Raw genomic sequence first — 21,819 nt, forward strand, 5'->3', positions numbered from 1 at the left:
GGAGAGGGGGAAAGGCCTTTGTCCGGTCTGACGCGGCGGGGGACGAGCCAGCTATCAGACTACGGCGTGATCAGGCGCCGTCCCTTATGAAATGTGTCTGCAAATGCGGCTTTTCAAGGGAAGAGCGGATTACAAATCGGTAACGTTCCGGTGAATTTTGCGGGCCTGTACTGACGCCTCGTTCCCCGCGCTTTACGGTGCGTTGTGCGAAGTTTCGGTAGACGTCAAAACGGCCCCGCGCTATCCATGCTACCCATGAAAAAAGGCGATCACCTCTTCCTCGTTGACGGTTCCGGTTTCATTTTCCGGGCCTTCCATGCAATCCCGCCGCTGAACCGCAAGTCGGACGGGCTGCCGGTCAACGCCGTTTCCGGTTTCTGCAACATGTTGTGGAAGCTCTTGAGGGATGCGCGCAATACCGATGTCGGCGTGACGCCTACCCATTTCGCGGTGATTTTCGACTATTCATCGAAGACCTTCCGCAACGAGCTTTATGATCTCTACAAGGCCAACCGCACCGCGCCGCCGGAAGATCTGGTTCCGCAATTCGGCCTGATCCGCGAGGCGACGCGCGCCTTCAACCTTCCCTGCATCGAGACGGAAGGCTTCGAGGCTGATGATATCATCGCCACCTATGCCCGGCAGGCCGAAGCGATCGGCGCCGATGTCACCATCATCTCCTCCGACAAGGATCTGATGCAGCTCGTCACGGCCAATGTACACATGTACGACGCCATGAAGGACAAGCAGATCGGCATTCCTGATGTCATCGAGAAGTGGGGCGTAGGCCCTGAAAAGATGATCGACCTGCAGGCGATGACCGGCGATTCTACCGACAATGTGCCCGGCATTCCCGGCATCGGCCCGAAGACGGCGGCGCAGTTGCTGGAGGAATATGGCGATCTCGATACCCTCCTGACCCGTGCTGGCGAAATCAAGCAGCAGAAGCGGCGGGAGAATATCATCGCCAATGCGGAACTTGCCCGCCTTTCCAGACAGCTTGTGGCGCTCAGGACTGATGTGCCGCTGGAGCAGTCGCTTGAAGCGCTGGTGCTCGAACCGCAGAATGGGCCGAAACTGATCGCCTTCCTGAAGGCGATGGAGTTCACGACGCTGACACGCCGGGTGGCCGAAGCGACCGAAACCGACGCTTCTGCCATCGACCCTGCCAATGTGCCGGTGCAATGGGGTGCCGATGCCCATGGTCCCGATCTTGATGCGCCAGCCCCTGCCGTTCAGGCTGGTGAAGTGGCCACTAACACCGCTGGCGCCGCGGCTTCGCCCGCCGCTCCGGCAAGAAAAGTAACGGGGGAGGGCAGCGCGCCCGCCGATCTGGCCGCAGCGCGACAGGCGCTTTTTTCCGCCGCCAAGATCGATACGACAGCCTATCTAACGATCAGGGATCTTCCGACGCTCGACCGCTGGATTGCGGCGGCCCGGGAGACGGGCGTTGTCGCCTTCGATACGGAAACGACTTCGCTCGATCCGATGCAGGCCGAACTTGTCGGTTTCTCTCTGGCGATTGCCGATAATGGCAAGGATGCCACGGGCACCGATATCCGGGCCGCTTATGTTCCTTTGACGCACAAGACCGGCTCCGGCGGCGATCTCTTCAGCGATGGCATCAGAATGGCGGAGGGGCAGGTGCCCTTTGCCGAGGCGCTGGCGCGTCTGAAGGACCTGCTCGAAGATGAAGCTGTCCTGAAAGTCGCCCAGAACCTCAAATATGATTATCTGCTGATGAAACGCCACGGCGTCGTCATGCAGAGCTTCGACGACACGATGCTGATTTCCTATGTTCTCGAGGCCGGCAAAGCCACGCATGGCATGGATTCGCTGTCCGAGCGCTGGCTCGGCCACACGCCGATCGCCTATAAGGACGTGGCGGGATCGGGCAAGTCGAGCGTCACCTTCGATTTTGTCGATATCGACAAGGCGACAGCCTACGCGGCGGAAGACGCTGATGTCACGCTGCGGCTCTGGATGGCCCTGAAACCGCGGCTCGCCGCCGAGCGTCTGACCAGCGTGTATGAGCGGCTGGAGCGCCCGCTTGTGCCGGTTTTGGCACATATGGAAGAGCGCGGCATCACCGTCGACCGGCAGATCCTCTCGCGCCTTTCCGGCGAACTCGCGCAGAAGGCTGCGTCCTTCGAAGAGGAAATCTACGAGCTGGCAGGCGAGCGTTTCAATATCGGATCGCCAAAGCAGCTCGGTGATATCCTTTTCGGCAAGATGGGCCTGCCGGGTGGTTCCAAAACCAAGACCGGCCAATGGTCGACATCGGCGCAGGTTCTGGAAGATCTCGCGGCGGAAGGTATCGAACTGCCGCGCAAGATCGTCGACTGGCGGCAGCTGACGAAGCTGAAATCGACCTATACTGATGCGCTGCCAGGATATATCCATCCCGAAACGAAGCGGGTGCATACGTCCTATGCCCTCGCCTCCACCACCACGGGACGCCTGTCCTCCTCGGAGCCGAACCTTCAGAACATCCCGGTCCGCACTGCCGAAGGGCGCAAGATCCGCACGGCTTTCATCTCCACGCCCGGTCACAAGCTTCTGTCGGCCGATTACAGCCAGATCGAACTGCGCGTGCTGGCCCATGTCGCCGATATTCCGCAGCTTCGCAACGCCTTCGAAAACGGCATCGACATTCATGCGATGACGGCATCGGAAATGTTCGGCGTGCCTGTCGAAGGCATGCCGTCGGAAGTGCGCCGCCGCGCCAAGGCCATCAACTTCGGCATCATCTACGGCATTTCCGCTTTTGGCCTTGCCAATCAACTCAGCATCGCCCGCTCCGAAGCAGGCGACTATATCAAGAAATATTTCGAGCGTTTTCCCGGCATTCGCGACTACATGGAGGCGACCAAGGCCTTCGCCCGCGAAAACGGTTATGTCGAAACGATTTTCGGCCGCCGCGCGCATTATCCGGAAATCCGCTCATCGAACCCTTCGGTAAAAGCATTCAATGAGCGCGCGGCCATCAACGCGCCGATCCAGGGCTCGGCTGCCGATATCATCCGCCGTGCCATGGTCCGCATCGAGCCCGCGTTGGAGGCGGAAAAACTTTCCGCCCGCATGCTGTTGCAGGTGCATGACGAACTCATCTTCGAAGTCGAGGAAGCGGAGATCGAAAAGACCTTGCCCGTCGTCGTCTCTGTCATGGAAAACGCGGCCATGCCGGCGATTTCGATGAAGGTGCCACTAAAAGTGGATGCCCGCGCGGCCGACAATTGGGATGAGGCACACTGATCGCTCTTCAGGCGGTCGATGTCATTGCCTTGTTGCGTGCAGGTACTAGGGGGAAATTCTTACAAGGAGTTTCCCATGCACGCCCCGCTCGTCTCGAAAGATCTTGAGTATATTTCTGCCGCTGATCACGATCAGCCGCCGCGCCATCTGGGTAGCCGCTACAATGCTGATGGTGAATTCCTGCCAGAGCCGGGCAATACGGTTGTGTGCCATCTTGTCGAAGGGTCGCAGACCGAAAAAGCCATCATTGCAACCCGCCAGCGTTTTCTGGATATGCCGGAGGCGCCGCAGCTTGCCTTCACGCCGGTTTCCAGCCTGCACATGACGGTGTTTCAGGGCATTATCGAATTTCGGCGCGCTTTGCCCTACTGGCCGGAAAACATGCCGCTCGATACGCCGATCGACGTGATGACGGAATATTATCGCCAGCGTCTTTCCGCCTTTCCGGCCCTGCCGGCGTTCAACATGCAGGTTACGGGTCTGCGCCCGGTGGGACTGGTCATGAAGGGTGCAACCGTCGAGGACGATCGGATCGTGGCTCTCTGGCGGGATACATTCGCCGATTTCTTCGGCTACCGACATCCTGATCACGGCACTTATGAGTTTCATATCACCTTGTCCTACATCATCAGCTGGTTCGAGCCGGAATGCTTGCCGCGCTGGCAGGTGATGCTCGACGAGGAACTGGAAAAGCTGCGCGCCGCAGCGCCGGTCATTGAGATGCGTCCGCCAGCTTTCTGTGAATTCCGGGACATGAACCACTTCAAGGAGCGCGTCATTTTCGATAAGATGTGAGCCATGATTTGCGATGCCTGACGATCGCTTGTTGCGCTTATTCCGCTGAATCGGAAAAAATGCGCGTCAGGGCTGGTCAAAGCCCGTTTGGGCATGTATAAGCGCGCCAAATTTCCGATATCGAGACATCCGACATTCGGCCTTTGGTTCTGGCCGGTTCCGTTGTTTCGCCGCTTAAGTGGAGTAACAAAAATGGCTGTACCAAAAAGAAAAACAAGCCCGTCCAAGCGTGGCATGCGCCGCTCGGCTGACGGTCTCAAGTCTGCGACCTACGTTGAAGACAAGAACTCCGGCGAACTGCGCCGCCCGCACCATATCGATCTGAAGACCGGTATGTATCGCGGCCGTCAGGTTCTGACGCCGAAGGAAAGCGCATAAGCTTTTCTGAAATCATCTTTGCAAAAAACCGGTCCTCGTGGCCGGTTTTTTTGTTTTTGGGACTGTCTGGCTGCCTTTTCCGCTCACTTGGAAAATTCGGCCGCTCCACCTACACTCTTTTAGGGAGAGCAGGTTTGATGCCTGCAACAGGAGGGGAGCTTCGGTGAAATATCGCTGGATTTTGTTGATGCTTCTCAGCCTCGGTCTCGGTTATGGCGCCGTGACGAGAGGTGGCGGCATCATTGCGGAAAGCTATTTCGGCGAAATGTCCGAGCAGGGCCGCACGACCCTCCGGTTGGCCGTCTCCGCTCTCGGCGGGCTTTTGAACCGTTACGAGCCGCTGCCCGCCTTGATCGCCGATCACGACGACATTGAGGAACTGGTCGCACATCCCAAGGATGCCGAGCTGCGCCAGCGCGCCAATGTCTACCTCAAGTCCATCAACACCCTGCTGGAATCCTCCGATATCTACATCATCACGCTCGACGGGGAGACCATCGCCGCCAGCAACTATGATGGTCCGACGAGTTTCGTTGGTGAGAATTTCAGCTACCGCCCCTATTTTCAGGATGCCGCGAAGGGCTTGCAGTCGCGGTTCTTCGCGCTTGGCACCACCTCCCATAAACGTGGCTATTATTTTTCCGCACCCATCCTCTTCAATGAGGAAATCAAGGGCGTCATCGTCTTCAAGGTCGATATTGAAGGCATAGAGGCCTCATTCGGCGATGGTGAGAACCGAATTCTGGTCTCGGACCCTGAGGGCATCATCTTCATGACCGGAACGCCGCAATGGCTTTATTCCGGTCTGATGCCGCTGACGCCCGAACGGCTGGCGCGAACGGAGGCGTCCCGCCGGTATGCCAATGCCACCCTTAAGGAACTGCCGTTGAAAAACGGCAATTTCGGTTCGCATCAGCTGATGACGATCGCCCAGGACGACGGTGAGAGGGAATATATGCTCCTGTCACAGCCCATGCCCGATGCCGGTTGGACGGTCAGTGTGCTGATGGATACAGGTTCGCTCAGGACGCAGGTCAAGACCGCGATGATCGCGATAATCCTGTGCCTGTGTCTGGCCGCTGCCGTGATTGCGGCCATGCTGCAAAGACGGCGGCGTCTGCGCGAACGGCTGATCCATCAGGCAGAGGCGCAGGCGGAACTGGAACGCCGGGTGGAGGAGCGCACTGCCGATCTGGCGCGGGTGAACCAGGAGATCGAACACGAAATCGCCGAACGCCGCCAGACGGAAAAACAGCTGCGCAAGATGCAGAACGATCTGGTGCAGGCCGGCAAGCTTGCAGCCCTCGGGCAGATGTCGGCGGCACTGTCGCATGAGTTCAACCAGCCGCTTGCCGCGGCCAAGAACTATGCCGAAAATGCTTCGCTTCTCGTGGAGCGCGGGCGGCTGGCAGAGGTGACGGAAAACCTCAGGCGCATTTCCGGCCTTATCGACCGCATGGCGTCGATCAGCAAGCATCTCAGGAATTTCGCCCGCAAGCCCAACGAAAAAATGGCGGCGGTGGGTCTGGAGGCGGTGCTTCGGGATACGCTCGAAATTGTCGGTGCGCGGTTGAAGGCCGCCGATGCGGTGCTGGATGTTGATCTCGGGCCGGTGCAGCTTGCGGTGAAAGCCGGCCCGGTGAGATTGCAGCAGGTGCTCGTCAACATCATCTCCAACGCGGCCGATGCTGTGGAAGGGCGCGAGGATCGCCACATTGCGCTGCAAGCCGTCCAGCATGGCCAGATGGTATCGATTTTTATCCGCGATCGTGGTCCCGGCGTGCCGGCGGCGATTTCGGAGCGCATTTTTGATCCCTTCTTCACCACCAAGGGTGTGGGACGCGGCCTGGGCCTTGGCCTGTCCATCTCCTACAACATCATCAAGGATTTTGGCGGCCAGCTGCGGGTGAGAAACCATGAAGAGGGCGGGGCGGAGTTCGAGATCGAATTGCCAGCCGCCGCCTGGCGCGTGGAGGCGGCTGCGGAATGACCATGTCGCGGGTTCTGTTGATTGATGACGAGGAGGAGCTGCGCTTTTCCACCGCGCAGGCGCTGGAGCTTTCCGGCTTTGCCGTCACCATGCTGGCGAGTGCCGAGCATGCGCTCGAACTCATCGGTTACAGCTTTGATGGCGTCGTGGTCAGCGATATCAGGATGCCTGGCATGGATGGCATGACGTTGCTGCAGAAGGTGCGCGAGCTCGATCCGGAAATACCTGTCATCCTGATGACGGGCCATGGTGATGTGCAGCTTGCGGTCAACGCCATGCGCAACGGCGCCTATGATTTCATCGAAAAGCCGTTCACGCCGCAATATCTCGCCGGCATCATCAAAAGGGCGAATGACCGGCGGGCGCTGGTGCTGGAAAACCGCCGCCTGAAGGCGGTGGCGGGCAAGCACGACGATCTCGAAACACGTCTGCCCGGCAGAACCCAGATCATGGTCGATCTGCGATACCGCATCCGCGCGATTGGCGCGACGGACGCCGATACGCTGATCGTCGGCGATACCGGCGCGGGCAAGGAGGTCGTGGCGCGCGCGCTTCACGATATCAGTGCCAGAAGCAACCGGCCCTTCGTTGCGATCAATTGCGCCGCCCTCCCGCAGACGTTGATCGAAAGCGAATTGTTCGGTCATGAGGCGGGTGCGTTTCCCGGCGCGCTTCGCCCGCGCTACGGCAAGTTCGAACATGCCCGCGGCGGCACGATCCTGCTGGACGAGATCGGCTCCATGCCCTTCGAATTGCAGGGCCGTTTTCTTCGTGTCCTGCAGGAACGGGTGATTACCCGTCTGGGCTCGAATGAAACGGTCGAACTCGATGTTCGCTTCATCGCCACAAGCAAGGTGGATCTGGAACAGGAAGTCGCGGCTGGCCGGTTCCGTGCCGATCTTCTTTATCGGCTCAACGTGGCTACACTTCTCGTGCCATCTCTCTCGCAGCGCAGTGCCGATATACCGCTCCTCTTCCTGCATCTCGTGCGGGAAGCTGCTGCGCGCTACGGGCGGGAAGACATGGAGGTGCCGCAAAATCTGCTCTCGGCCATCTCCCTTCGTGAGTGGCCGGGCAACGTGCGTGAATTGCGCAATGCCGCGGACCGTTTCGTTCTCGGCCTGGAAAGCGACGTTTCCGAAGGGTCGTTGCCGTTTCAGGCTGACGGAAAAGCGGCTCTTGCTGCAAGGGTCGCGGCTTATGAAAAAAGCCTGATCGCACATGCAATTGCCGCCCACGGCGGAAATCTGAAATCCGTCTATGAGGCGCTCGGCATTTCGCGCAAAACGCTCTATGAAAAAATGCAGAAATACGGGCTGCACCGGCACATGACCGAGGTGTAGTGGGTGGATTTCCACCCATGAATAGGTGCTTATGGGTCGAAATCCACCCATTGCCTCTCGCGATAGCGATAAAAGCGCATCCCACTGCAAGACCGCCATTGCTGAACGGCAATCCCGGATCGCAAATATGTCACCCCGGTCGCCATGGAGGAGCATGCGCGGCTGAAGTGGCGAACATTTTCATCCGGGAGGAATCGATGAAAATACTGAAGACAGTCACCGGCCTTGCTGCCGCCGCTGCCGTTTCCCTTTTTGCGCTGTCCGCATCCGCTCAGAACTATCCAGAGCGCAATATCACCATGGTTGTGCCCTTTGCTGCCGGCGGCCCGACGGATACGGTCGCGCGTCTTGTTGCTGAATCCATGTCGAAGGATCTCGGCCAGCAGATCATCGTCGAAAATGTCGGCGGCGCAGGCGGCACGCTGGGTGCTGGTCGTGTGGCATCGTCCGATCCGGACGGTTACACCGTCCTTCTCCACCATATCGGCATGGCCACCAGCGCCACGCTCTACCGCAAGCTCGCCTATGACACGCTGAACGCCTTCGAATATGTTGGTCTCGTCACCGAAGTGCCGATGACGATCCTGTCGCGCAAGACCCTTGAGACGAAGGATCTGAAGGGGCTGATCGAATACGCCAAGGCGAACAAGGACAAGGTCACGGTTGCCAATGCCGGCATTGGCGCTGCCTCGCATCTCTGCGGCATGCTGTTCATGAGCGCCATCGAGACGCCGCTGGTCACCGTTCCCTATAAGGGCACCGGGCCGGCCATGACCGATCTGCTCGGCGGCCAGGTGGACATCATGTGCGATCAGACCACCAACACCACCAAGCAGATTCAGGGCGGAACCGTGAAAGCCTATGCCGTAACCACGGCCAAGCGGCTGGACGTGCTGCCTGACGTGCCGACGGTCGTCGAGGCGGGCCTGCCGAAGCTTGAGGTTGGCATCTGGCACGGCATCTATACGCCCAAGGGCACGCCGGCTGAAATCAACGAAAAGCTCTCCAAGTCGCTGCAGGTCGCGCTGAAGGACAAGAATGTCGCGGCTCGTTTTGCCGAACTGGGCACCACGCCCTCTTCGGAAAGCGATGCGACGCCGGCGGCACTCAAGGCCAAGCTCGAAAGCGAAATCGCCCGCTGGAAGCCGGTGATCGAAGCTGCCGGCCAATATGCCGACTGATGAGCGCGGAAGGACCGGCGGCATCGCCGCCGGTCGACCGTGATCATTTTAACAGGCGGACCGGTGTGATGCCGGCCGCGGTGGAGGGGCATCTTTCATGAAGTCATTATTTAATGACCCTGCCGAGGCAGTCTGCGGGGCAATTTTCATGGGACTTGGCGTCTTTTTCGCCTTGCAGTCCTATGGGCTGGAGATCGGAACCGCCTTTCGTATGGGGCCGGGCTATTTCCCGCTCGTTCTGGCAATCATCCTCATTCTGCTCGGTGGCATCATATTCCTCCGCTCAGCCCGCCCGGCCGGGGAAGGGATCGGAGCGATCGCATGGCGTGGCATATTCTTCATCCTGCCCGCGCCGATCTTCTTCGGTTTCACTGTCCGGGGTCTTGGTTTCGTGCCGGCGCTGTTTTTTAGCGCGCTCATCGCCTCCTTTGCCTCGCACAAGATGAGTCCGATCATGGCGATTATTCTTTCCGCAGCCATCACGGCCTTCTCCGTCGCTGTTTTCAATTACGGTCTCGGCCTGCCCTTCCAGCGCTTCGGCCCCTGGCTTAAATTTTGAGGTGCTGCGATGGATTTGCTTGATAATCTTGCTCTCGGTTTCGTCACTGCCTCATCGCTGGCAAACCTGTTCTTCTGCCTGATCGGCGTGCTGCTCGGCACCCTGATCGGCGTGTTGCCCGGCATCGGCGCGACGGCGACCATTGCCATGCTGCTGCCCATCACCTTTCAGCTCGAGCCCGTCTCGTCGCTGATCATGCTCGCCGGCATTTATTATGGCGCGCAATATGGCGGTTCCACCACGGCCATCCTGATCAACATGCCCGGCGAATCCTCCTCTGCCGTCACCGCCATCGATGGTTATCAGATGGCGCGCAAGGGCAAGGCAGGGGCTGCTCTCGCCATTGCCGCCATCGGTTCGTTCTTTGCCGGCACGGTTTCCACCTTCCTCGTGGCGATCTTTGCGCCGCCTCTGACCGCAATTGCGCTGGAGTTTGGTGCAGCGGAATATTTCTCACTGATGGTCGTCGGCCTCGTTTCGTCCATCGCCCTTGCCCATGGCTCCATCGTCAAGGCGCTGGCCATGGTCGTGCTTGGTCTGCTGCTCGGTCTGGTCGGCACAGATATCTATAGTGGTACGCCGCGTTTCACCCTTGGCATCCGCGAATATGCCGATGGTCTGAACTTCGTCGCCGTGGCTGTGGGTGTCTTCGGTATCGCCGAAATCCTGCGCAACCTCGAAAACGAGCGCACCCGTTCGGTGCTGATCGCCAAGGTCAGCGGGCTGATGCCCACGCGGGAGGATTTCCGGAAAATGGTTGGCCCGGTGCTACGCGGCACGGCTATCGGTTCCGCGCTCGGCATCCTGCCGGGCGGCGGCGCCATCCTCGCGGCCTTTGCGTCCTACACGGTGGAAAAACGCGTCTCCAAGAACCCGGAGGAATTCGGGCATGGCGCGGTGGCCGGTGTGGCTGGTCCGGAATCGGCCAATAATGCCGGCGCCCAGACCTCCTTCATCCCGCTGCTCACGCTCGGCATCCCCGCCAATCCGGTGATGGCGCTGATGATTGGGGCGATGATCATTCAGGGGATCGTGCCGGGTCCAAACGTTGCAATCGAGCAGCCGGCGCTGTTCTGGGGCATCATTGCCTCCATGTGGATCGGCAACCTGATGCTCGTCGTCCTGAACCTGCCCCTGATCGGGCTGTGGGTTAAGCTATTGACGGTGCCCTATTATGTGCTGTTCCCCATCATCATGGCTTTCTGCGCCATCGGAGTTTATAGCGTCAATTCCAACGTCTTTGATCTCTATGCCGTCGCCTTCTTCGGCTTCATCGGCTACGTGCTGGTGAAATTGCGCTGCGAGCCGGCGCCGCTGCTCCTCGGTTTCGTGCTTGGCCCGCTCCTGGAGGAAAACCTGCGTCGCGCGATGATCCTGTCCCGCGGTGATCCAACCACCTTCGTCACCCGGCCGATCAGCGCCACACTGCTTTTCATCGCTTTGGCAGTGCTGATCGTCGTCTTCCTGCCAAGCGTGAAGAAGAAACGAGAAGAGGTTTTCGTAGAAGAAGACTAAGCAATATCAAACTTCCCGACGCCGGCGATGGAAACCTCGCCGGCTTTTTCCGTTTCCGGATCACCATGACGAATTCGCTTCACGAAAGCGACATATGGTTGACTCGCAAGCTTTTAGGCCCAAGGAAGGGCTGGAAAGAGAGGTCGATATGACGTCGGAAACCGAAAAACGGATCATCGCGCTCGAGGAGACGGTCGCGCATCAGGTGAAGGTGATAGAGGAACTGTCCGACCAGCTGGCGGAACAGTGGAAGGTGGTGGAGCAGACCCGCGCCAAGCTCGACCGCTTGACGGAGAGGTTCCTGAGCCTTGAGGAGCAATCGCTGGACGCGCCTGCGATCACCCGGCCACCGCATTATTGACAGGGAAGAGCAGATGAAAAACGACACAGCCGCGCTTGCCGCCGATATCGTCGATTTCTGGAAGAAGGCCGGGCCGGACAAGTGGTTCGACAAGGATGCCGCCTTCGACAGTCATTTCCACGACCGTTTCCGCGATGCCCATTTCGCGGCAGCACGGCGCGAACTGGATGACTGGCTGGAGGGTGCGGAAAGCAGCCTTGCGCTGATGCTTCTGCTGGATCAGTTTCCGCGCAATTGTTTTCGTGGCACCGCCCACATGTATGCCACAGACCCCCTGGCGCGGCTTTTCGCCGACGAGGCCATTCGCCGTGGCCATGATCAGGCCGTGAGCGAGGATTTGCGCGTCTTCTTCTATTTGCCCTTTTCCCATGCGGAGAATATCGCCGCCCAGCGGCGTGCCTGCACTCTCAACCAGCCGCTTGGCGGGCTATATCTTCACCATGCCGAAGAGCATCGGGATATCGTCGAACGTTTCGGCCGCTTTCCGCATCGCAACGACATATTGCTGCGGGAAACGACATCAGAGGAACGGCAATATCTGGAAGAAGGCGGCTTTTCCGGCTGACGTCTATTTACGGATTCCGTTCAAAATTTGACGCAGAAGGATGCGCAGCTCATCATCCGTTATTTGAAGCCGATTGGTCAGCAACCGGTTCCATGCAAAGCCAGCAATAGTCTCGATAACGAGCTCCGGCTGAACCCACTCTGCGATCTCATTTCTATCTTTACCTTTTTGAACAATGTCTCCGGCTTGCCTCCAGCGTTCGCGGATGTAATCGCACAGCGCCTCCTGAGCCTTTTCATCGTGCTGGGCTTCCGCCAGCACGGAGCGAAAGACTTCACCCGCGCTCCCGTTTCGCCAATAGTCAAAAAGATGTTTCGAAAAACCGAATAAATCCTCTTCCACGCTTCCCGTGTCGACAGGCGTGTCCGCCTGCTTGTTCATATGATAAACGTCCAGAAGCAGGGCTGTCTTGGAGGGCCACCAGCGATAGATCGTCGGCTTTCCCGCTTTGGCGCGCCGGGCGACGGCTTCGATGGAAAAGCCGGCAAGGCCTGCCTCCGACAACAAGGCCTCAGCAGCCGATAGAATAGCTGCCTGGCTTGCAGGATTACGTTGAGCGCCGATGGAACGTCTCTTTTCATCATTCGCCATCAAATCGTATCCTTCCTGATTTTCGACCCGGCATCGGGAGTATCTCCACTTTTTCCAGAACGTCGACGGCTCTTGTCTCAATACTTCCGGAGGTGAAGCGGTTTCGAACTTTAGGAAGGCTCTAGCAGTTTTTATGATTGAACGATACGTTTCGTTTCTATATATACGAAACGTATCGTTTCAATCTGGGTTACTGATATGCACACTGTTTCGAATAGGAAGAATGAAGCCGCGCCCATGATATCGCCCCGCCCGTCAAAGCTGAGACTAGCGCTGGTCATGTTCGCACCGGTCTACCTGTTGATTACCGGTCTATTATACGTGCTGATGCCTTTGACTGAAGACTGGCAGATCTGGCATCGCACGCTGCTGATCGCTCCGCTCATGATCTGCAGCATCGTGTTCGTTATCAGCCCCAACGTCCAAAAATATCTCGGCTGGTTCATAGTTAAGGTGCCGGAAAACACGTTCGACCAGTGACCATCACCCCGCGAATGTCACGGCGAGCGCTGGGGGCTAGACGGAAAAACCAAGAATGTGAAGAAAAAAGCTGCGGTCCGAAAGGATCGCAGCATTCCGGGATGGCAGGTGATATAGCGAGATCAGCCGTCGAAGAATTCCTTCATCCGGGCAAAGAAGCCGGTGGATTCCGGGTTATTCTCCTTGGAGGAGAGCTGCTCGAACTCCTGCAACAACTCGCGCTGGCGCTTGCTGAGCTTCTGCGGGGTTTCGATCTGGATCTGGATATAGAGATCACCCGTCTGCGCAGAACGCAGTACCGGCATACCCTTGCCCTTCAGACGGAACTGCTTGCCCGGTTGGGTGCCTTCCGGAACGGTGACGCGTGACTTGGTGCCATCGAGTGTCGTGACATCGAAGGTGCCGCCAAGCGCTGCCGTCGTCATGGAGATCGGTACGGTGCAATAAAGATCGGCACCGTCGCGCTGGAAGAACTCATGGGGACGCACGGACAGGAAGATATAGAGATCGCCCGCCGGACCGCCCCGCATACCGGCTTCGCCTTCGCCCTGCAGGCGAATGCGGGTGCCGTCTTCAATGCCCGAGGGAATGTTGACCGACAGCGAACGCTCTTCCGTTACACGGCCCTGACCATGGCACTTGCCGCACGGATCGGAGATCGTCTGCCCGCGGCCATGGCAGGTGGGGCAGGTGCGTTCCACCGAGAAGAAGCCCTGTGCTGCGCGCACGCGGCCGGAACCCTGACAGGTAGCGCAGGTCTTCGGCTGTGTACCTGGTTTGGCGCCAGAGCCCGAACAGACATCACAGGTGATCGAGGTAGGAACCCTGATCTGCGCCGTCTTGCCGGTGAAGGCCTCTTCCAGCGTGATTTCCATGTTGTAGCGAAGATCGGCGCCGCGTTCGCGCCCGCCGGAAGAGCGGCGCGCACGGCCACCACCCATCATCTCGCCGAAGATGTCCTCGAAGATGTCGGAGAAGCCGCCATTGGCGAAACCGCCGCCGCCAAAGCCACCGCCGCCGCCCATGCCGCCATTTTCAAATGCGGCGTGGCCGAAACGGTCATAGGCCGCGCGCTTCTGCGGGTCCTTCAGCGTTTCGTAGGCTTCGTTGATTTCCTTGAATTTCTGCTCGGATTCGGCGTTATCCGGGTTCTTGTCCGGATGGTATTTCATCGCGAGTTTGCGGAAGGCGCTTTTCAGCTCTTTTTCGTCCGCGGTCTTGCTGACGCCGAGTGTTTCGTAAAAGTCTGCTTTCGCCATTAAGTTAACAAGCCCCGCAAATGGATTTCCGGCTGCACTCGGCAGCCGGATGTCTTGCATATGTTGTCAGGAGACGGGAAGTCACGCGATTATGCGGACTTCTTGTCGTCCTTGATTTCTTCATAGTCGGCGTCGACGACGTCGTCCTTGCCGCCTTCAGAAGCATCACCGGCCTCGGCCTGCTGCGCTTCGTAGATGGCCTGACCAAGCTTCATGGAAACTTCCATGAGGGTCTGGGTCTTCGCCTGAATGTCGTCTGCGTCAGGCTCAGCGGCTTCGACAGCGGTCTTCAGGGCGGCTATGGCGTCTTCGATTGCCTTGCGGTCGGTGTCGGAAACCTTGTCACCATATTCCTTCACCGACTTCTCGGTGGAGTGAATGAGGCTTTCGGCCTGGTTCTTGGCTTCGACACCGGCGCGACGCTTCTTGTCGGCTTCGGCATTGGCTTCGGCGTCCTTGACCATCTTTTCGATGTCGGCGTCGGAAAGACCGCCGGAGGCCTGGATGCGGATCTGCTGTTCCTTGCCCGTGCCCTTGTCTTTCGCCGAAACCTGCACGATGCCGTTGGCGTCGATATCGAAGGTGACTTCGATCTGCGGCAGGCCGCGCGGCGACGGCGGCAGGCCGACGAGGTCGAACTGGCCGAGCAGCTTGTTGTCCTGGGCCATTTCACGCTCGCCCTGCGAAACGCGGATGGTCACGGCCGACTGGTTGTCTTCGGCGGTCGAGAAGGTCTGGCTCTTCTTCGTCGGGATCGTCGTGTTGCGATCGATCAGACGGGTGAAGACGCCACCCAGCGTTTCGATGCCGAGCGACAGCGGCGTCACGTCGAGCAGCAGAACGTCCTTGACGTCGCCCTGCAGAACGCCGGCCTGGATGGCGGCGCCCATGGCGACCACTTCATCCGGGTTCACGCCCTTGTGCGGCTCCTTGCCGAACAGCTGCTTGACGACTTCCTGCACCTTCGGCATGCGGCTCATGCCACCGACGAGAACGACTTCATCGATCTCGGAAGCGGAAACGCCGGCATCCTTGAGCGCTGCCTTGCAAGGCGCGACGGTGCGCTGCACCAGATCGTCCACCAGGCTTTCGAACTTGGCGCGGGTCAGCTTCAGCGTCAGGTGCTTCGGGCCGGAAGCGTCCGCCGTGATGAACGGCAGGTTGATTTCGGTCTGCTGCGAGGACGACAGTTCGATCTTTGCCTTTTCAGCAGCTTCTTTCAGGCGCTGAAGGGCGAGCTTATCGTTCTTCAGGTCGATGCCCTGATCCTTCTTGAACTCACCGGCCAGATATTCGACCAGACGCATGTCGAAGTCTTCACCACCAAGGAAGGTATCACCATTGGTGGACTTCACTTCGAAAACGCCGTCGCCGATTTCCAGAACGGAAATATCGAAGGTGCCGCCGCCAAGGTCGTAAACGGCGATCGTCTTGCCGTCCTTCTTGTCGAGGCCGTAGGCGAGCGCTGCCGCGGTCGGCTCGTTGATGATGCGCAGGACGTCCAGACCGGCGATACGGCCGGCATCCTTGGTAGCCTGGCGCTGGGCGTCGTTGAAGTAGGCCGGAACGGTGATGACGGCCTTTTCGACCTTTTCGCCGAGATAGGATTCAGCCGTTTCCTTCATCTTCTGAAGGATCATCGCGGAAATCTGCGACGGGGAATAATTCTTGTCCTGAGCCTTCACCCATGCGTCGCCATTGTCGCCCTTGACGATTTCAAAGGGAACGAGGGCCTTGTCCTTTTCGACAGTCGGGTCTTCGTAACGACGACCGATAAGGCGTTTCACCGCAAACAGGGTGTTGGTCGGGTTGGTGACCGCCTGGCGCTTGGCCGGCTGGCCGACAAGGCGTTCGCCATCGTCGGAAAATGCCACCATGGACGGCGTGGTGCGCGCGCCTTCCGCGTTTTCAATTACTTTCGTGTCCTTGCCGTCCATCACTGCGACGCAGGAATTGGTCGTGCCAAGGTCGATACCGATTACTTTTGCCATGCTCTTCTCTCCTTGAAGCGAGCCGTCGGAACCCCGTGAGGCATTCCATTGACAACTCCTTGACTTGGATTTGCAGTATTCGCTGCAGTTATGCGGCGTATATAAGGAGCGATTTTTCCTGCTGCAAGGCGCAAGAGAGGGGGAAGCGCAGCAAAAAAGCGCAAGAAACCCCTGTCTGTGCAGAAGCATAGCCATCAACGCCTGTCGAAACGAAAAAACGCGACTTTGACGTTATGCTGTCCCGTCATCAGATGCGATGGCGGTGGGGGAGGACGAGGTTCGATTCCGAAGCGGGTTTGGACCGCTTTCGCGATTATTGAGGCTTATGGTGAGCCGGAGGTGGCCTCATACCTCGCGAAGCGCTCTTTTTTCAGTCAAGCTGCAAATGGCGTCGCGACCCCTTCTGGTCAATGATAAAGTACGACCGTCAATTATACCCGGATAAAATTACTGCCGGTGCTGTTCAAAATAACTCGTCCAGCATCAGGTGAAATTGGAGTCTGGCCCTGTCGGGACTCGGCACGCCGTATTGCGCGAGAAATCTGCCTTGAAGATCGCCCGTGAACTCTTGGAGGCAGTTCCAGACTATGGCGATGTCCTGATAGCGATCCGCGATACCAACACGTCCCGTGTCGATGCAGCCGACCACCTTGCCGTCCACCATCAAGAGATTGTCGAGCGAAAAGTCGCCGTGGGTTACGACCGGATCGGATTCGAATGGCAGCAGTTCGTGCAGGGCGCGCCAGACCTGCTCGGCTGTCCAGCCTTCCCGTTCCGCATCGAAATCGTTTTCCTCCACCAAGCCCGAATCGATTCTCTTCCGTGCCAGATCAAGTCGGTAGGCGTGATCGCTATTGAACGGACAATCGTGAAGTGGAATTTCGTGGAGGCGCCGAAGAAAGTCCGCCAGCGCATCGACCACGGCCATGCTGTCTTCGGGCCGTTCTTTTAGAGCCTGATAGGCGGTTTCTCCCGGCAATGCAGTCGTGATCAGCCACGCTTCATCAGGCCTGATGACGAAGTGTGTGATCGCAGGCACCGGCATGTGCTTCGCCAGCCAGCGCAGCCTGACCATCTCGTCTGTCAGATCGTCAACGGCGGCACCGCGGCCATGCTTCAGGAAGAGATCGGGAGCTCCTGGCTTGCCATGGAGCCGATAGACGGCAGCGCCGGACTCGCCGACTTTGTTCCGCGCCCACTCATACCCCGCCAACTCGGCAGATGCTTCCGCCGGCAAGACTATTGCTGCACAGCTTTCCTCGCGATCCATATCCATCAATCGGGGTTCCTTTCCGCTGGCGTCATTTGATAGCGGCGGATAGGGAAGCTGAAAAGAGTGCGGCCAGCCGCGGCGGGTGTCGCATCGCTGCTCGGTGATGTTTGATGATGTGCGGTAAATGGCGGACAGGGTGGGATTCGAACCCACGGTACGCTTTCACGCACACACGCGTTCCAGGCGTGCGCCTTAAACCACTCGGCCACCTGTCCTTTTTCAAGTCTGCATGTCATGAAGAATGCAAATCACTGGAACGGCGCGATATATACCGATGAATTCGCAGGGATCAACACGAATCTGACAGTTTTTTGAAATGTCGGCAATTTCCTGTGTTCCGACGCGATTGCAAACCGGTTTTCCCACCTTTATCGATGCATTATAGGTTTCAAAAAGTGGCTGTCTGACCGGCAGATCGTGAGCGAGGTATACCAATGAAAGCTTTTTTGCGGTTTTTGAGCTTTCTTTTCCTCGTTGCGGCGGTTTTTCTGGGCGTGCTCGATTCGATCCGCTCGGTTTCCACATCCTCGGTCGACATCACCGGCATCCTGTCCGTCTGGAACTATCTTCTTCCTGCTTCCCGCACCATGGTGGAAGCGGCCTTGGCTCACTATATTCACCCTGAAGCGTGGCGCTTCATTGAAAATGCCCTGACGGCGGTGCCCGCATTTGCCGTTTCCCTGGCGCTTTCCCTGCTCTGCTGGATGGCGGGGTACAGGAAACACAGGCCGATGAGGCGTTTGTCAGCCTGACTTGTGTCAGCCGAATTGCGCGCGCCCGCAGATGTGAACCATGAAAAGCGGCGGAGCTGGCCGCATGGAGGACCGAATGTTCCTGTTCGATACGCTTTCAAAAAAGACGACGATGCCGACGCAAGAAACCGCCTTGCCTGGCCGTGAAGCGGCGCTTGCGGTGCCGGAGGCCCATTTCGTCAATGGCCGGCCTTTGAAGGGGCCTTATCCCGACGGCCTTGAAACCATCTATCTCGGCATGGGCTGCTTCTGGGGCGCGGAACGGCTGTTCTGGAAAACGCCTGGTGTGTGGGTGACGGCGGTGGGGTATGCCGGCGGTTTCACCCGCAATCCCACCTATCAGGAGACGACGACAGGCCAGACGGGCCACGCCGAAGTGGTCAAGGTTGTCTATGATCCGGCCGTGATCTCGCTCTCGGGCCTCTTGAAGATATTTTTTGAGGAGCACGATCCGACGCAGGGCATGCGACAGGGCAACGATGTCGGCACGACCTATCGTTCCGCCATCTACGCGATGACGGAAGGCCAGTTGCAGCAGGCGCAGAAGGCCCGCGATGCTTTTCAACAGGCTTTGGAGGAGGCTGGCCATGGCAGTACCATCACCACCGAGATCGGGCCGCTTGAAAAGTTTTATTACGCTGAAGACTATCATCAGCAATATCTTGCCAAGAACCCGGGTGGCTACTGCGGTCTCAGGGGAACGGGCGTAAGCTGCAATATCGACTAGATTTTTTGCAGGTCGCCCCGGTGGAAAGACCAAAAAAGCGCCAGAATAAAGTTTTTCCACCGGGTCAAAAAAACCGGATGAATTTTTCATTGAGCCATGCAAGGATATGAGCCAAGCACAGCCGGGAAACACGGCTGGCGGTTCCGCAGACATTCCCGGTCAACGGGTTTGCGGGAGGACCCTTAAAATATCAATTGCAACAACAGGGCTGCACAATGAAAAAATCCCTTCTGACGCTTTTTGCGCTTGCCGCAATGTCGGCTTCCGCGCTCGCCGCCGATATCAAGCCGGCACTGGTCTATGGCACGGGCGGCAAGTTCGACAAGTCGTTCAACGAAGCCGCTGCGGCCGGCGCTGAAAAGTTCAAGGCGGAAACGGGCATCGACTACCGCGACTTCGAACCGACCAGCGACACGCAGGGTGAGCAGGCTATCCGCAACTTCGCGAGCAAGGGCTTCAACCCGGTTGTTGCTGTTTCCTTCGCCTGGACCTCGGCCATGGAAAAGGTCGCAGCCGAATTCCCCGATACCAAGTTCGTCATCGTTGATTCCGTCGTCGAGCTGCCGAATGTACGCTCCGTTGTCTACAAGGAGCACGAAGGCTCCTATCTCGTTGGTCTGCTGGCTGGCATGGCCTCCAAGACCGGTAAGGTCGGCTTCATCGGCGGCATGGATATTCCGCTGATCCGCAAGTTTGCCTGTGGTTATGCGCAGGGCGCCAAAGCCGCGAACGACAAGATCGAAGTCTTCCAGAACATGACCGGCACCACGGGTGCTGCCTGGAACGATCCGGTGCGCGGTGGTGAACTCACCAAGAACCAGATCGACCAGGGTGCTGACGTGATCTACGCGGCAGCTGGTGCGACCGGTATCGGCGTGTTGCAGACCGCCGCCGACAACAAGAAGTTCTCGATCGGCGTCGATTCCAACCAGAACCATCTGCATCCCGGTTCGGTTCTGACCTCGATGGTCAAGCGCGTTGATCTGGCTGTCTACAATGCCTACAAGGATGCCAAGGACGACAAGTTCACCCCCGGCATCGTTGCGCTGGGCGTCAAGGAAGACGGCGTCGCTTACGCTGTTGACGACAACAACAAGGCCCTGATCACAGCGGAAATGACCGCCGCCGTGGACAAGGCAAAGGCCGACATCATTGCCGGCAACGTCAAGGTTCATGACTATATGGCGGACAATTCCTGCCCGAAATGATATGATATGTGACTGGGGCGCATGATGATTTTTCATCTTGCGCCCTTTTCATATCCAGCCTTCGGAGAGGTTTCGGTTTGAGTATGGACCCAGCAATCGAACTCGTGGGCATCGACAAGAAATTCGGTGCCGTTCACGCCAACAAGAATATCAATCTGACCGTTGCCAAGGGCACGATCCACGGCATCATCGGGGAAAACGGCGCCGGAAAATCGACCCTGATGTCGATCCTCTACGGTTTTTATCAGGCCGATGCCGGCGAAATCCGGGTGAATGGTGCGCCGGTCTCGATCCGCGACAGTCAGGCCGCGATCAGTTCGGGCATCGGTATGGTGCATCAGCACTTCATGCTGGTGGAAAATTTCACCGTGCTTGAAAACGTCATGCTGGGCGCGGAAGGCGGCGCATCGCTCGCCAAGGGTCGGGCAGCCGCGCGCAAGGAGCTGCAGCGCCTCGAGGACGATTACGGGCTGGAAGTCGATCCCGATGCGGTGATCGAGGAATTGCCCGTTGGCCTGCAGCAACGTGTCGAAATCCTCAAAGCCATGTATCGTGGCGCGGAAATCCTGATCCTCGACGAGCCGACCGGCGTTCTGACCCCGGCTGAGGCCGATCACCTTTTCAAGATTCTCGGCGTCCTGCGCGAGCAGGGCAAGACTGTCATCCTTATCACCCATAAGCTGCGCGAGATCATGGCGATAACGGATTCCGTCTCCGTCATGCGCCGCGGCGAAATGGTGGCGACCCGCAAGACCTCCGAAACCAGCGTCGAGGAACTGGCCGAACTGATGGTCGGCCGCCGGGTGCTGCTCAGGGTGGAAAAGGGTGAGACGACGCCGGGCGAGGTTTTGCTTTCCATCCGCAATCTCACTGTCAAGGACAGCCGCGGCGTCACCATGGTGGATGATGTCTCGCTCGATGTCCGTGCCGGTGAAATCGTCGGCATCGCCGGTGTGGCGGGCAATGGCCAGTCCGAACTTCTCGAGGCAATCGCGGGGATCCGTAAGCCTTACTCGGGTGAGATATGGGTGGCCGGGCAGAAGGTCGACCGCCCCGATCCGGCCATTTTGCGCGAGCTCGGTCTCGCGCATATTCCGGAAGACCGACACCATATGGGGCTGGTGCTGAAATTCGAGGAATATGAAAACTCCATCCTCGGCTATCACCACGACGAGCGTTACGGCAAGGGACCGTTCCTCAACCCCGAAGCCATCCGCAGGGATGCTGTCGAAAAGATCGAGAAATACGATATCCGCCCGCCGAACCCGCAGCTGAAGACTGCCAATTTTTCCGGCGGCAACCAGCAGAAGATCGTCGTCGCCCGCGAAATCGAACGTGACCCCAAGATGCTGATCATCGGCCAGCCGACCCGCGGCGTGGATATCGGCGCCATCGAATTCATCCATCGCCGCATCATTGAAATGCGCGATGCCGGAAAGGCTATCCTGCTTGTTTCGGTCGAACTCGATGAAATCCGTTCCCTTTCGGACCGGATCATGGTCATGTTCGCCGGGCGTGTCGTTGGAGAAAAAACGGCGGAAGCCGAAGAACAGACGCTGGGCCTGATGATGGCCGGCATCGCCGCATGAGGCATGA

19 protein-coding genes and 1 tRNA gene are annotated in these 21,819 nt (G+C 58.4%); 15 read left to right on the top strand and 5 right to left on the bottom strand.

What is annotated here, in order from left to right; all coding sequences use genetic code 11:
- Nucleotides 1-255 precede the first annotated feature (255 nt).
- The 10 genes from polA to DA915_RS00290 all read left to right on the top strand — a co-directional run bounded on the left by polA (nt 256) and on the right by DA915_RS00290 (nt 11,942).
- Nucleotides 256-3,255 carry a DNA polymerase I gene (gene polA / locus DA915_RS00240; RefSeq protein ID WP_003507202.1) on the top strand — a complete coding sequence of 1,000 codons (3,000 nt, stop codon included), beginning with the start codon at nt 256-258 and terminating at the stop codon, nt 3,253-3,255.
- A gap of 75 nt (nt 3,256-3,330) precedes the next feature.
- Nucleotides 3,331-4,050 carry a DUF1868 domain-containing protein gene (locus tag DA915_RS00245; protein ID WP_107674722.1) on the top strand — a complete coding sequence of 240 codons (720 nt, stop codon included), beginning with the start codon at nt 3,331-3,333 and terminating at the stop codon, nt 4,048-4,050.
- A gap of 192 nt (nt 4,051-4,242) precedes the next feature.
- On the top strand, nt 4,243-4,428 hold the full coding sequence (gene rpmF, locus DA915_RS00250; RefSeq protein WP_003507205.1) for a 50S ribosomal protein L32: 186 nt from the start codon (nt 4,243-4,245) through the stop codon (nt 4,426-4,428).
- A 187-nt stretch (nt 4,429-4,615) separates the two neighbouring features.
- Nucleotides 4,616-6,418, top strand: a complete 1,803-nt coding sequence (locus DA915_RS00255) for a sensor histidine kinase (RefSeq protein WP_162686210.1) — start codon at nt 4,616-4,618, stop codon at nt 6,416-6,418.
- On the top strand, nt 6,415-7,761 hold the full coding sequence (locus DA915_RS00260) for a sigma-54 dependent transcriptional regulator (RefSeq protein ID WP_080865692.1): 1,347 nt from the start codon (nt 6,415-6,417) through the stop codon (nt 7,759-7,761). Before DA915_RS00255 ends, DA915_RS00260 begins: the two co-directional genes overlap by 4 nt.
- 197 nt (nt 7,762-7,958) lie before the next feature.
- Nucleotides 7,959-8,942 carry a tripartite tricarboxylate transporter substrate-binding protein gene (locus DA915_RS00270; RefSeq protein ID WP_060723017.1) on the top strand — a complete coding sequence of 328 codons (984 nt, stop codon included), beginning with the start codon at nt 7,959-7,961 and terminating at the stop codon, nt 8,940-8,942.
- A gap of 97 nt (nt 8,943-9,039) precedes the next feature.
- Nucleotides 9,040-9,501: a tripartite tricarboxylate transporter TctB family protein gene (locus tag DA915_RS00275; protein WP_035213079.1), complete on the top strand. Its 462-nt coding sequence runs from the start codon at nt 9,040-9,042 to the stop codon at nt 9,499-9,501.
- 9 nt (nt 9,502-9,510) lie between these two features.
- Nucleotides 9,511-11,016: a tripartite tricarboxylate transporter permease gene (locus DA915_RS00280; RefSeq protein ID WP_003507211.1), complete on the top strand. Its 1,506-nt coding sequence runs from the start codon at nt 9,511-9,513 to the stop codon at nt 11,014-11,016.
- A 148-nt stretch (nt 11,017-11,164) separates the two neighbouring features.
- Complete coding sequence (locus tag DA915_RS00285; protein WP_035213112.1) at nt 11,165-11,377, top strand: SlyX family protein; 213 nt, start codon at nt 11,165-11,167, stop codon at nt 11,375-11,377.
- A gap of 13 nt (nt 11,378-11,390) precedes the next feature.
- Nucleotides 11,391-11,942, top strand: coding sequence for a DUF924 family protein (locus tag DA915_RS00290; protein WP_107674726.1), 552 nt, complete (start codon nt 11,391-11,393; stop codon nt 11,940-11,942).
- Between the two features lie 3 nt (nt 11,943-11,945).
- On the opposite strand, the gene DA915_RS00295 is transcribed toward DA915_RS00290, so the two are convergent.
- Nucleotides 11,946-12,533: a TetR/AcrR family transcriptional regulator gene (locus DA915_RS00295; RefSeq protein WP_107674728.1), complete on the bottom strand. Its 588-nt coding sequence runs from the start codon at nt 12,531-12,533 to the stop codon at nt 11,946-11,948.
- Nucleotides 12,534-12,770: 237 nt separating this feature from the next.
- Between DA915_RS00295 and DA915_RS28775 the strand changes: the two genes are divergently transcribed.
- Complete coding sequence (locus DA915_RS28775) at nt 12,771-13,013, top strand: hypothetical protein (protein ID WP_162687143.1); 243 nt, start codon at nt 12,771-12,773, stop codon at nt 13,011-13,013.
- A gap of 122 nt (nt 13,014-13,135) precedes the next feature.
- Here the strand turns inward: DA915_RS28775 and dnaJ are convergent, their stop codons facing one another.
- The 4 genes from dnaJ to DA915_RS00325 all read right to left on the bottom strand — a co-directional run bounded on the left by dnaJ (nt 13,136) and on the right by DA915_RS00325 (nt 17,751).
- Entirely contained in the window at nt 13,136-14,272 is a 1,137-nt protein-coding gene (gene dnaJ / locus DA915_RS00305; protein WP_003507223.1) for a molecular chaperone DnaJ, read from the bottom strand.
- Nucleotides 14,273-14,361: 89 nt separating this feature from the next.
- The gene (gene dnaK, locus DA915_RS00310; protein ID WP_107674733.1) at nt 14,362-16,263 is read right to left on the bottom strand and encodes a molecular chaperone DnaK; all 1,902 of its coding nucleotides are present in this window, start codon (nt 16,261-16,263) and stop codon (nt 14,362-14,364) included.
- Between the two features lie 463 nt (nt 16,264-16,726).
- The gene (locus DA915_RS00320; protein WP_107674814.1) at nt 16,727-17,542 is read right to left on the bottom strand and encodes an APH(3')-I family aminoglycoside O-phosphotransferase; all 816 of its coding nucleotides are present in this window, start codon (nt 17,540-17,542) and stop codon (nt 16,727-16,729) included.
- A 119-nt stretch (nt 17,543-17,661) separates the two neighbouring features.
- Nucleotides 17,662-17,751 (bottom strand) — tRNA-Ser (locus DA915_RS00325).
- A gap of 219 nt (nt 17,752-17,970) precedes the next feature.
- Here DA915_RS00325 and DA915_RS00335 point away from each other — a divergent pair.
- The 4 genes from DA915_RS00335 to DA915_RS00350 all read left to right on the top strand — a co-directional run bounded on the left by DA915_RS00335 (nt 17,971) and on the right by DA915_RS00350 (nt 21,812).
- Nucleotides 17,971-18,288 (top strand): hypothetical protein, encoded by a 318-nt coding sequence (locus tag DA915_RS00335; protein ID WP_060722723.1) that lies wholly within the window; start codon nt 17,971-17,973, stop codon nt 18,286-18,288.
- A gap of 76 nt (nt 18,289-18,364) precedes the next feature.
- On the top strand, nt 18,365-19,015 hold the full coding sequence (msrA, locus tag DA915_RS00340) for a peptide-methionine (S)-S-oxide reductase MsrA (RefSeq protein ID WP_107674737.1): 651 nt from the start codon (nt 18,365-18,367) through the stop codon (nt 19,013-19,015).
- Between the two features lie 215 nt (nt 19,016-19,230).
- Nucleotides 19,231-20,223 carry a BMP family protein gene (locus tag DA915_RS00345; protein WP_107674739.1) on the top strand — a complete coding sequence of 331 codons (993 nt, stop codon included), beginning with the start codon at nt 19,231-19,233 and terminating at the stop codon, nt 20,221-20,223.
- 83 nt (nt 20,224-20,306) lie between these two features.
- Complete coding sequence (locus DA915_RS00350; RefSeq protein ID WP_099085762.1) at nt 20,307-21,812, top strand: ABC transporter ATP-binding protein; 1,506 nt, start codon at nt 20,307-20,309, stop codon at nt 21,810-21,812.
- The last annotated feature ends 7 nt before the right edge of the window (nt 21,813-21,819 follow it).

This window comes from Agrobacterium sp. LAD9, assembly GCF_003031125.1.
Taxonomy (GTDB): Bacteria; Pseudomonadota; Alphaproteobacteria; order Rhizobiales; family Rhizobiaceae; genus Agrobacterium; species Agrobacterium radiobacter.

Excerpts from the sequence above, each read along its gene's own strand:
- polA (WP_003507202.1), top strand. The coding sequence starts at position 256 with ATGAAAAAAGGCGATCACCTCTTCCTCGTTGACGGTTCCGGTTTCATT.
- DA915_RS00245 (WP_107674722.1), top strand. The coding sequence starts at position 3,331 with ATGCACGCCCCGCTCGTCTCGAAAGATCTTGAGTATATTTCTGCCGCT.
- rpmF (WP_003507205.1), top strand. The coding sequence starts at position 4,243 with ATGGCTGTACCAAAAAGAAAAACAAGCCCGTCCAAGCGTGGCATGCGC.
- DA915_RS00255 (WP_162686210.1), top strand. The coding sequence starts at position 4,616 with ATGCTTCTCAGCCTCGGTCTCGGTTATGGCGCCGTGACGAGAGGTGGC.
- DA915_RS00260 (WP_080865692.1), top strand. The coding sequence starts at position 6,415 with ATGACCATGTCGCGGGTTCTGTTGATTGATGACGAGGAGGAGCTGCGC.
- DA915_RS00270 (WP_060723017.1), top strand. The coding sequence starts at position 7,959 with ATGAAAATACTGAAGACAGTCACCGGCCTTGCTGCCGCCGCTGCCGTT.
- DA915_RS00275 (WP_035213079.1), top strand. The coding sequence starts at position 9,040 with ATGAAGTCATTATTTAATGACCCTGCCGAGGCAGTCTGCGGGGCAATT.
- DA915_RS00280 (WP_003507211.1), top strand. The coding sequence starts at position 9,511 with ATGGATTTGCTTGATAATCTTGCTCTCGGTTTCGTCACTGCCTCATCG.
- DA915_RS00285 (WP_035213112.1), top strand. The coding sequence starts at position 11,165 with ATGACGTCGGAAACCGAAAAACGGATCATCGCGCTCGAGGAGACGGTC.
- DA915_RS00290 (WP_107674726.1), top strand. The coding sequence starts at position 11,391 with ATGAAAAACGACACAGCCGCGCTTGCCGCCGATATCGTCGATTTCTGG.
- DA915_RS00295 (WP_107674728.1), bottom strand. The coding sequence starts at position 12,533 with ATGGCGAATGATGAAAAGAGACGTTCCATCGGCGCTCAACGTAATCCT.
- DA915_RS28775 (WP_162687143.1), top strand. The coding sequence starts at position 12,771 with ATGATATCGCCCCGCCCGTCAAAGCTGAGACTAGCGCTGGTCATGTTC.
- dnaJ (WP_003507223.1), bottom strand. The coding sequence starts at position 14,272 with ATGGCGAAAGCAGACTTTTACGAAACACTCGGCGTCAGCAAGACCGCG.
- dnaK (WP_107674733.1), bottom strand. The coding sequence starts at position 16,263 with ATGGCAAAAGTAATCGGTATCGACCTTGGCACGACCAATTCCTGCGTC.
- DA915_RS00335 (WP_060722723.1), top strand. The coding sequence starts at position 17,971 with ATGAAAGCTTTTTTGCGGTTTTTGAGCTTTCTTTTCCTCGTTGCGGCG.
- msrA (WP_107674737.1), top strand. The coding sequence starts at position 18,365 with ATGTTCCTGTTCGATACGCTTTCAAAAAAGACGACGATGCCGACGCAA.
- DA915_RS00345 (WP_107674739.1), top strand. The coding sequence starts at position 19,231 with ATGAAAAAATCCCTTCTGACGCTTTTTGCGCTTGCCGCAATGTCGGCT.
- DA915_RS00350 (WP_099085762.1), top strand. The coding sequence starts at position 20,307 with ATGGACCCAGCAATCGAACTCGTGGGCATCGACAAGAAATTCGGTGCC.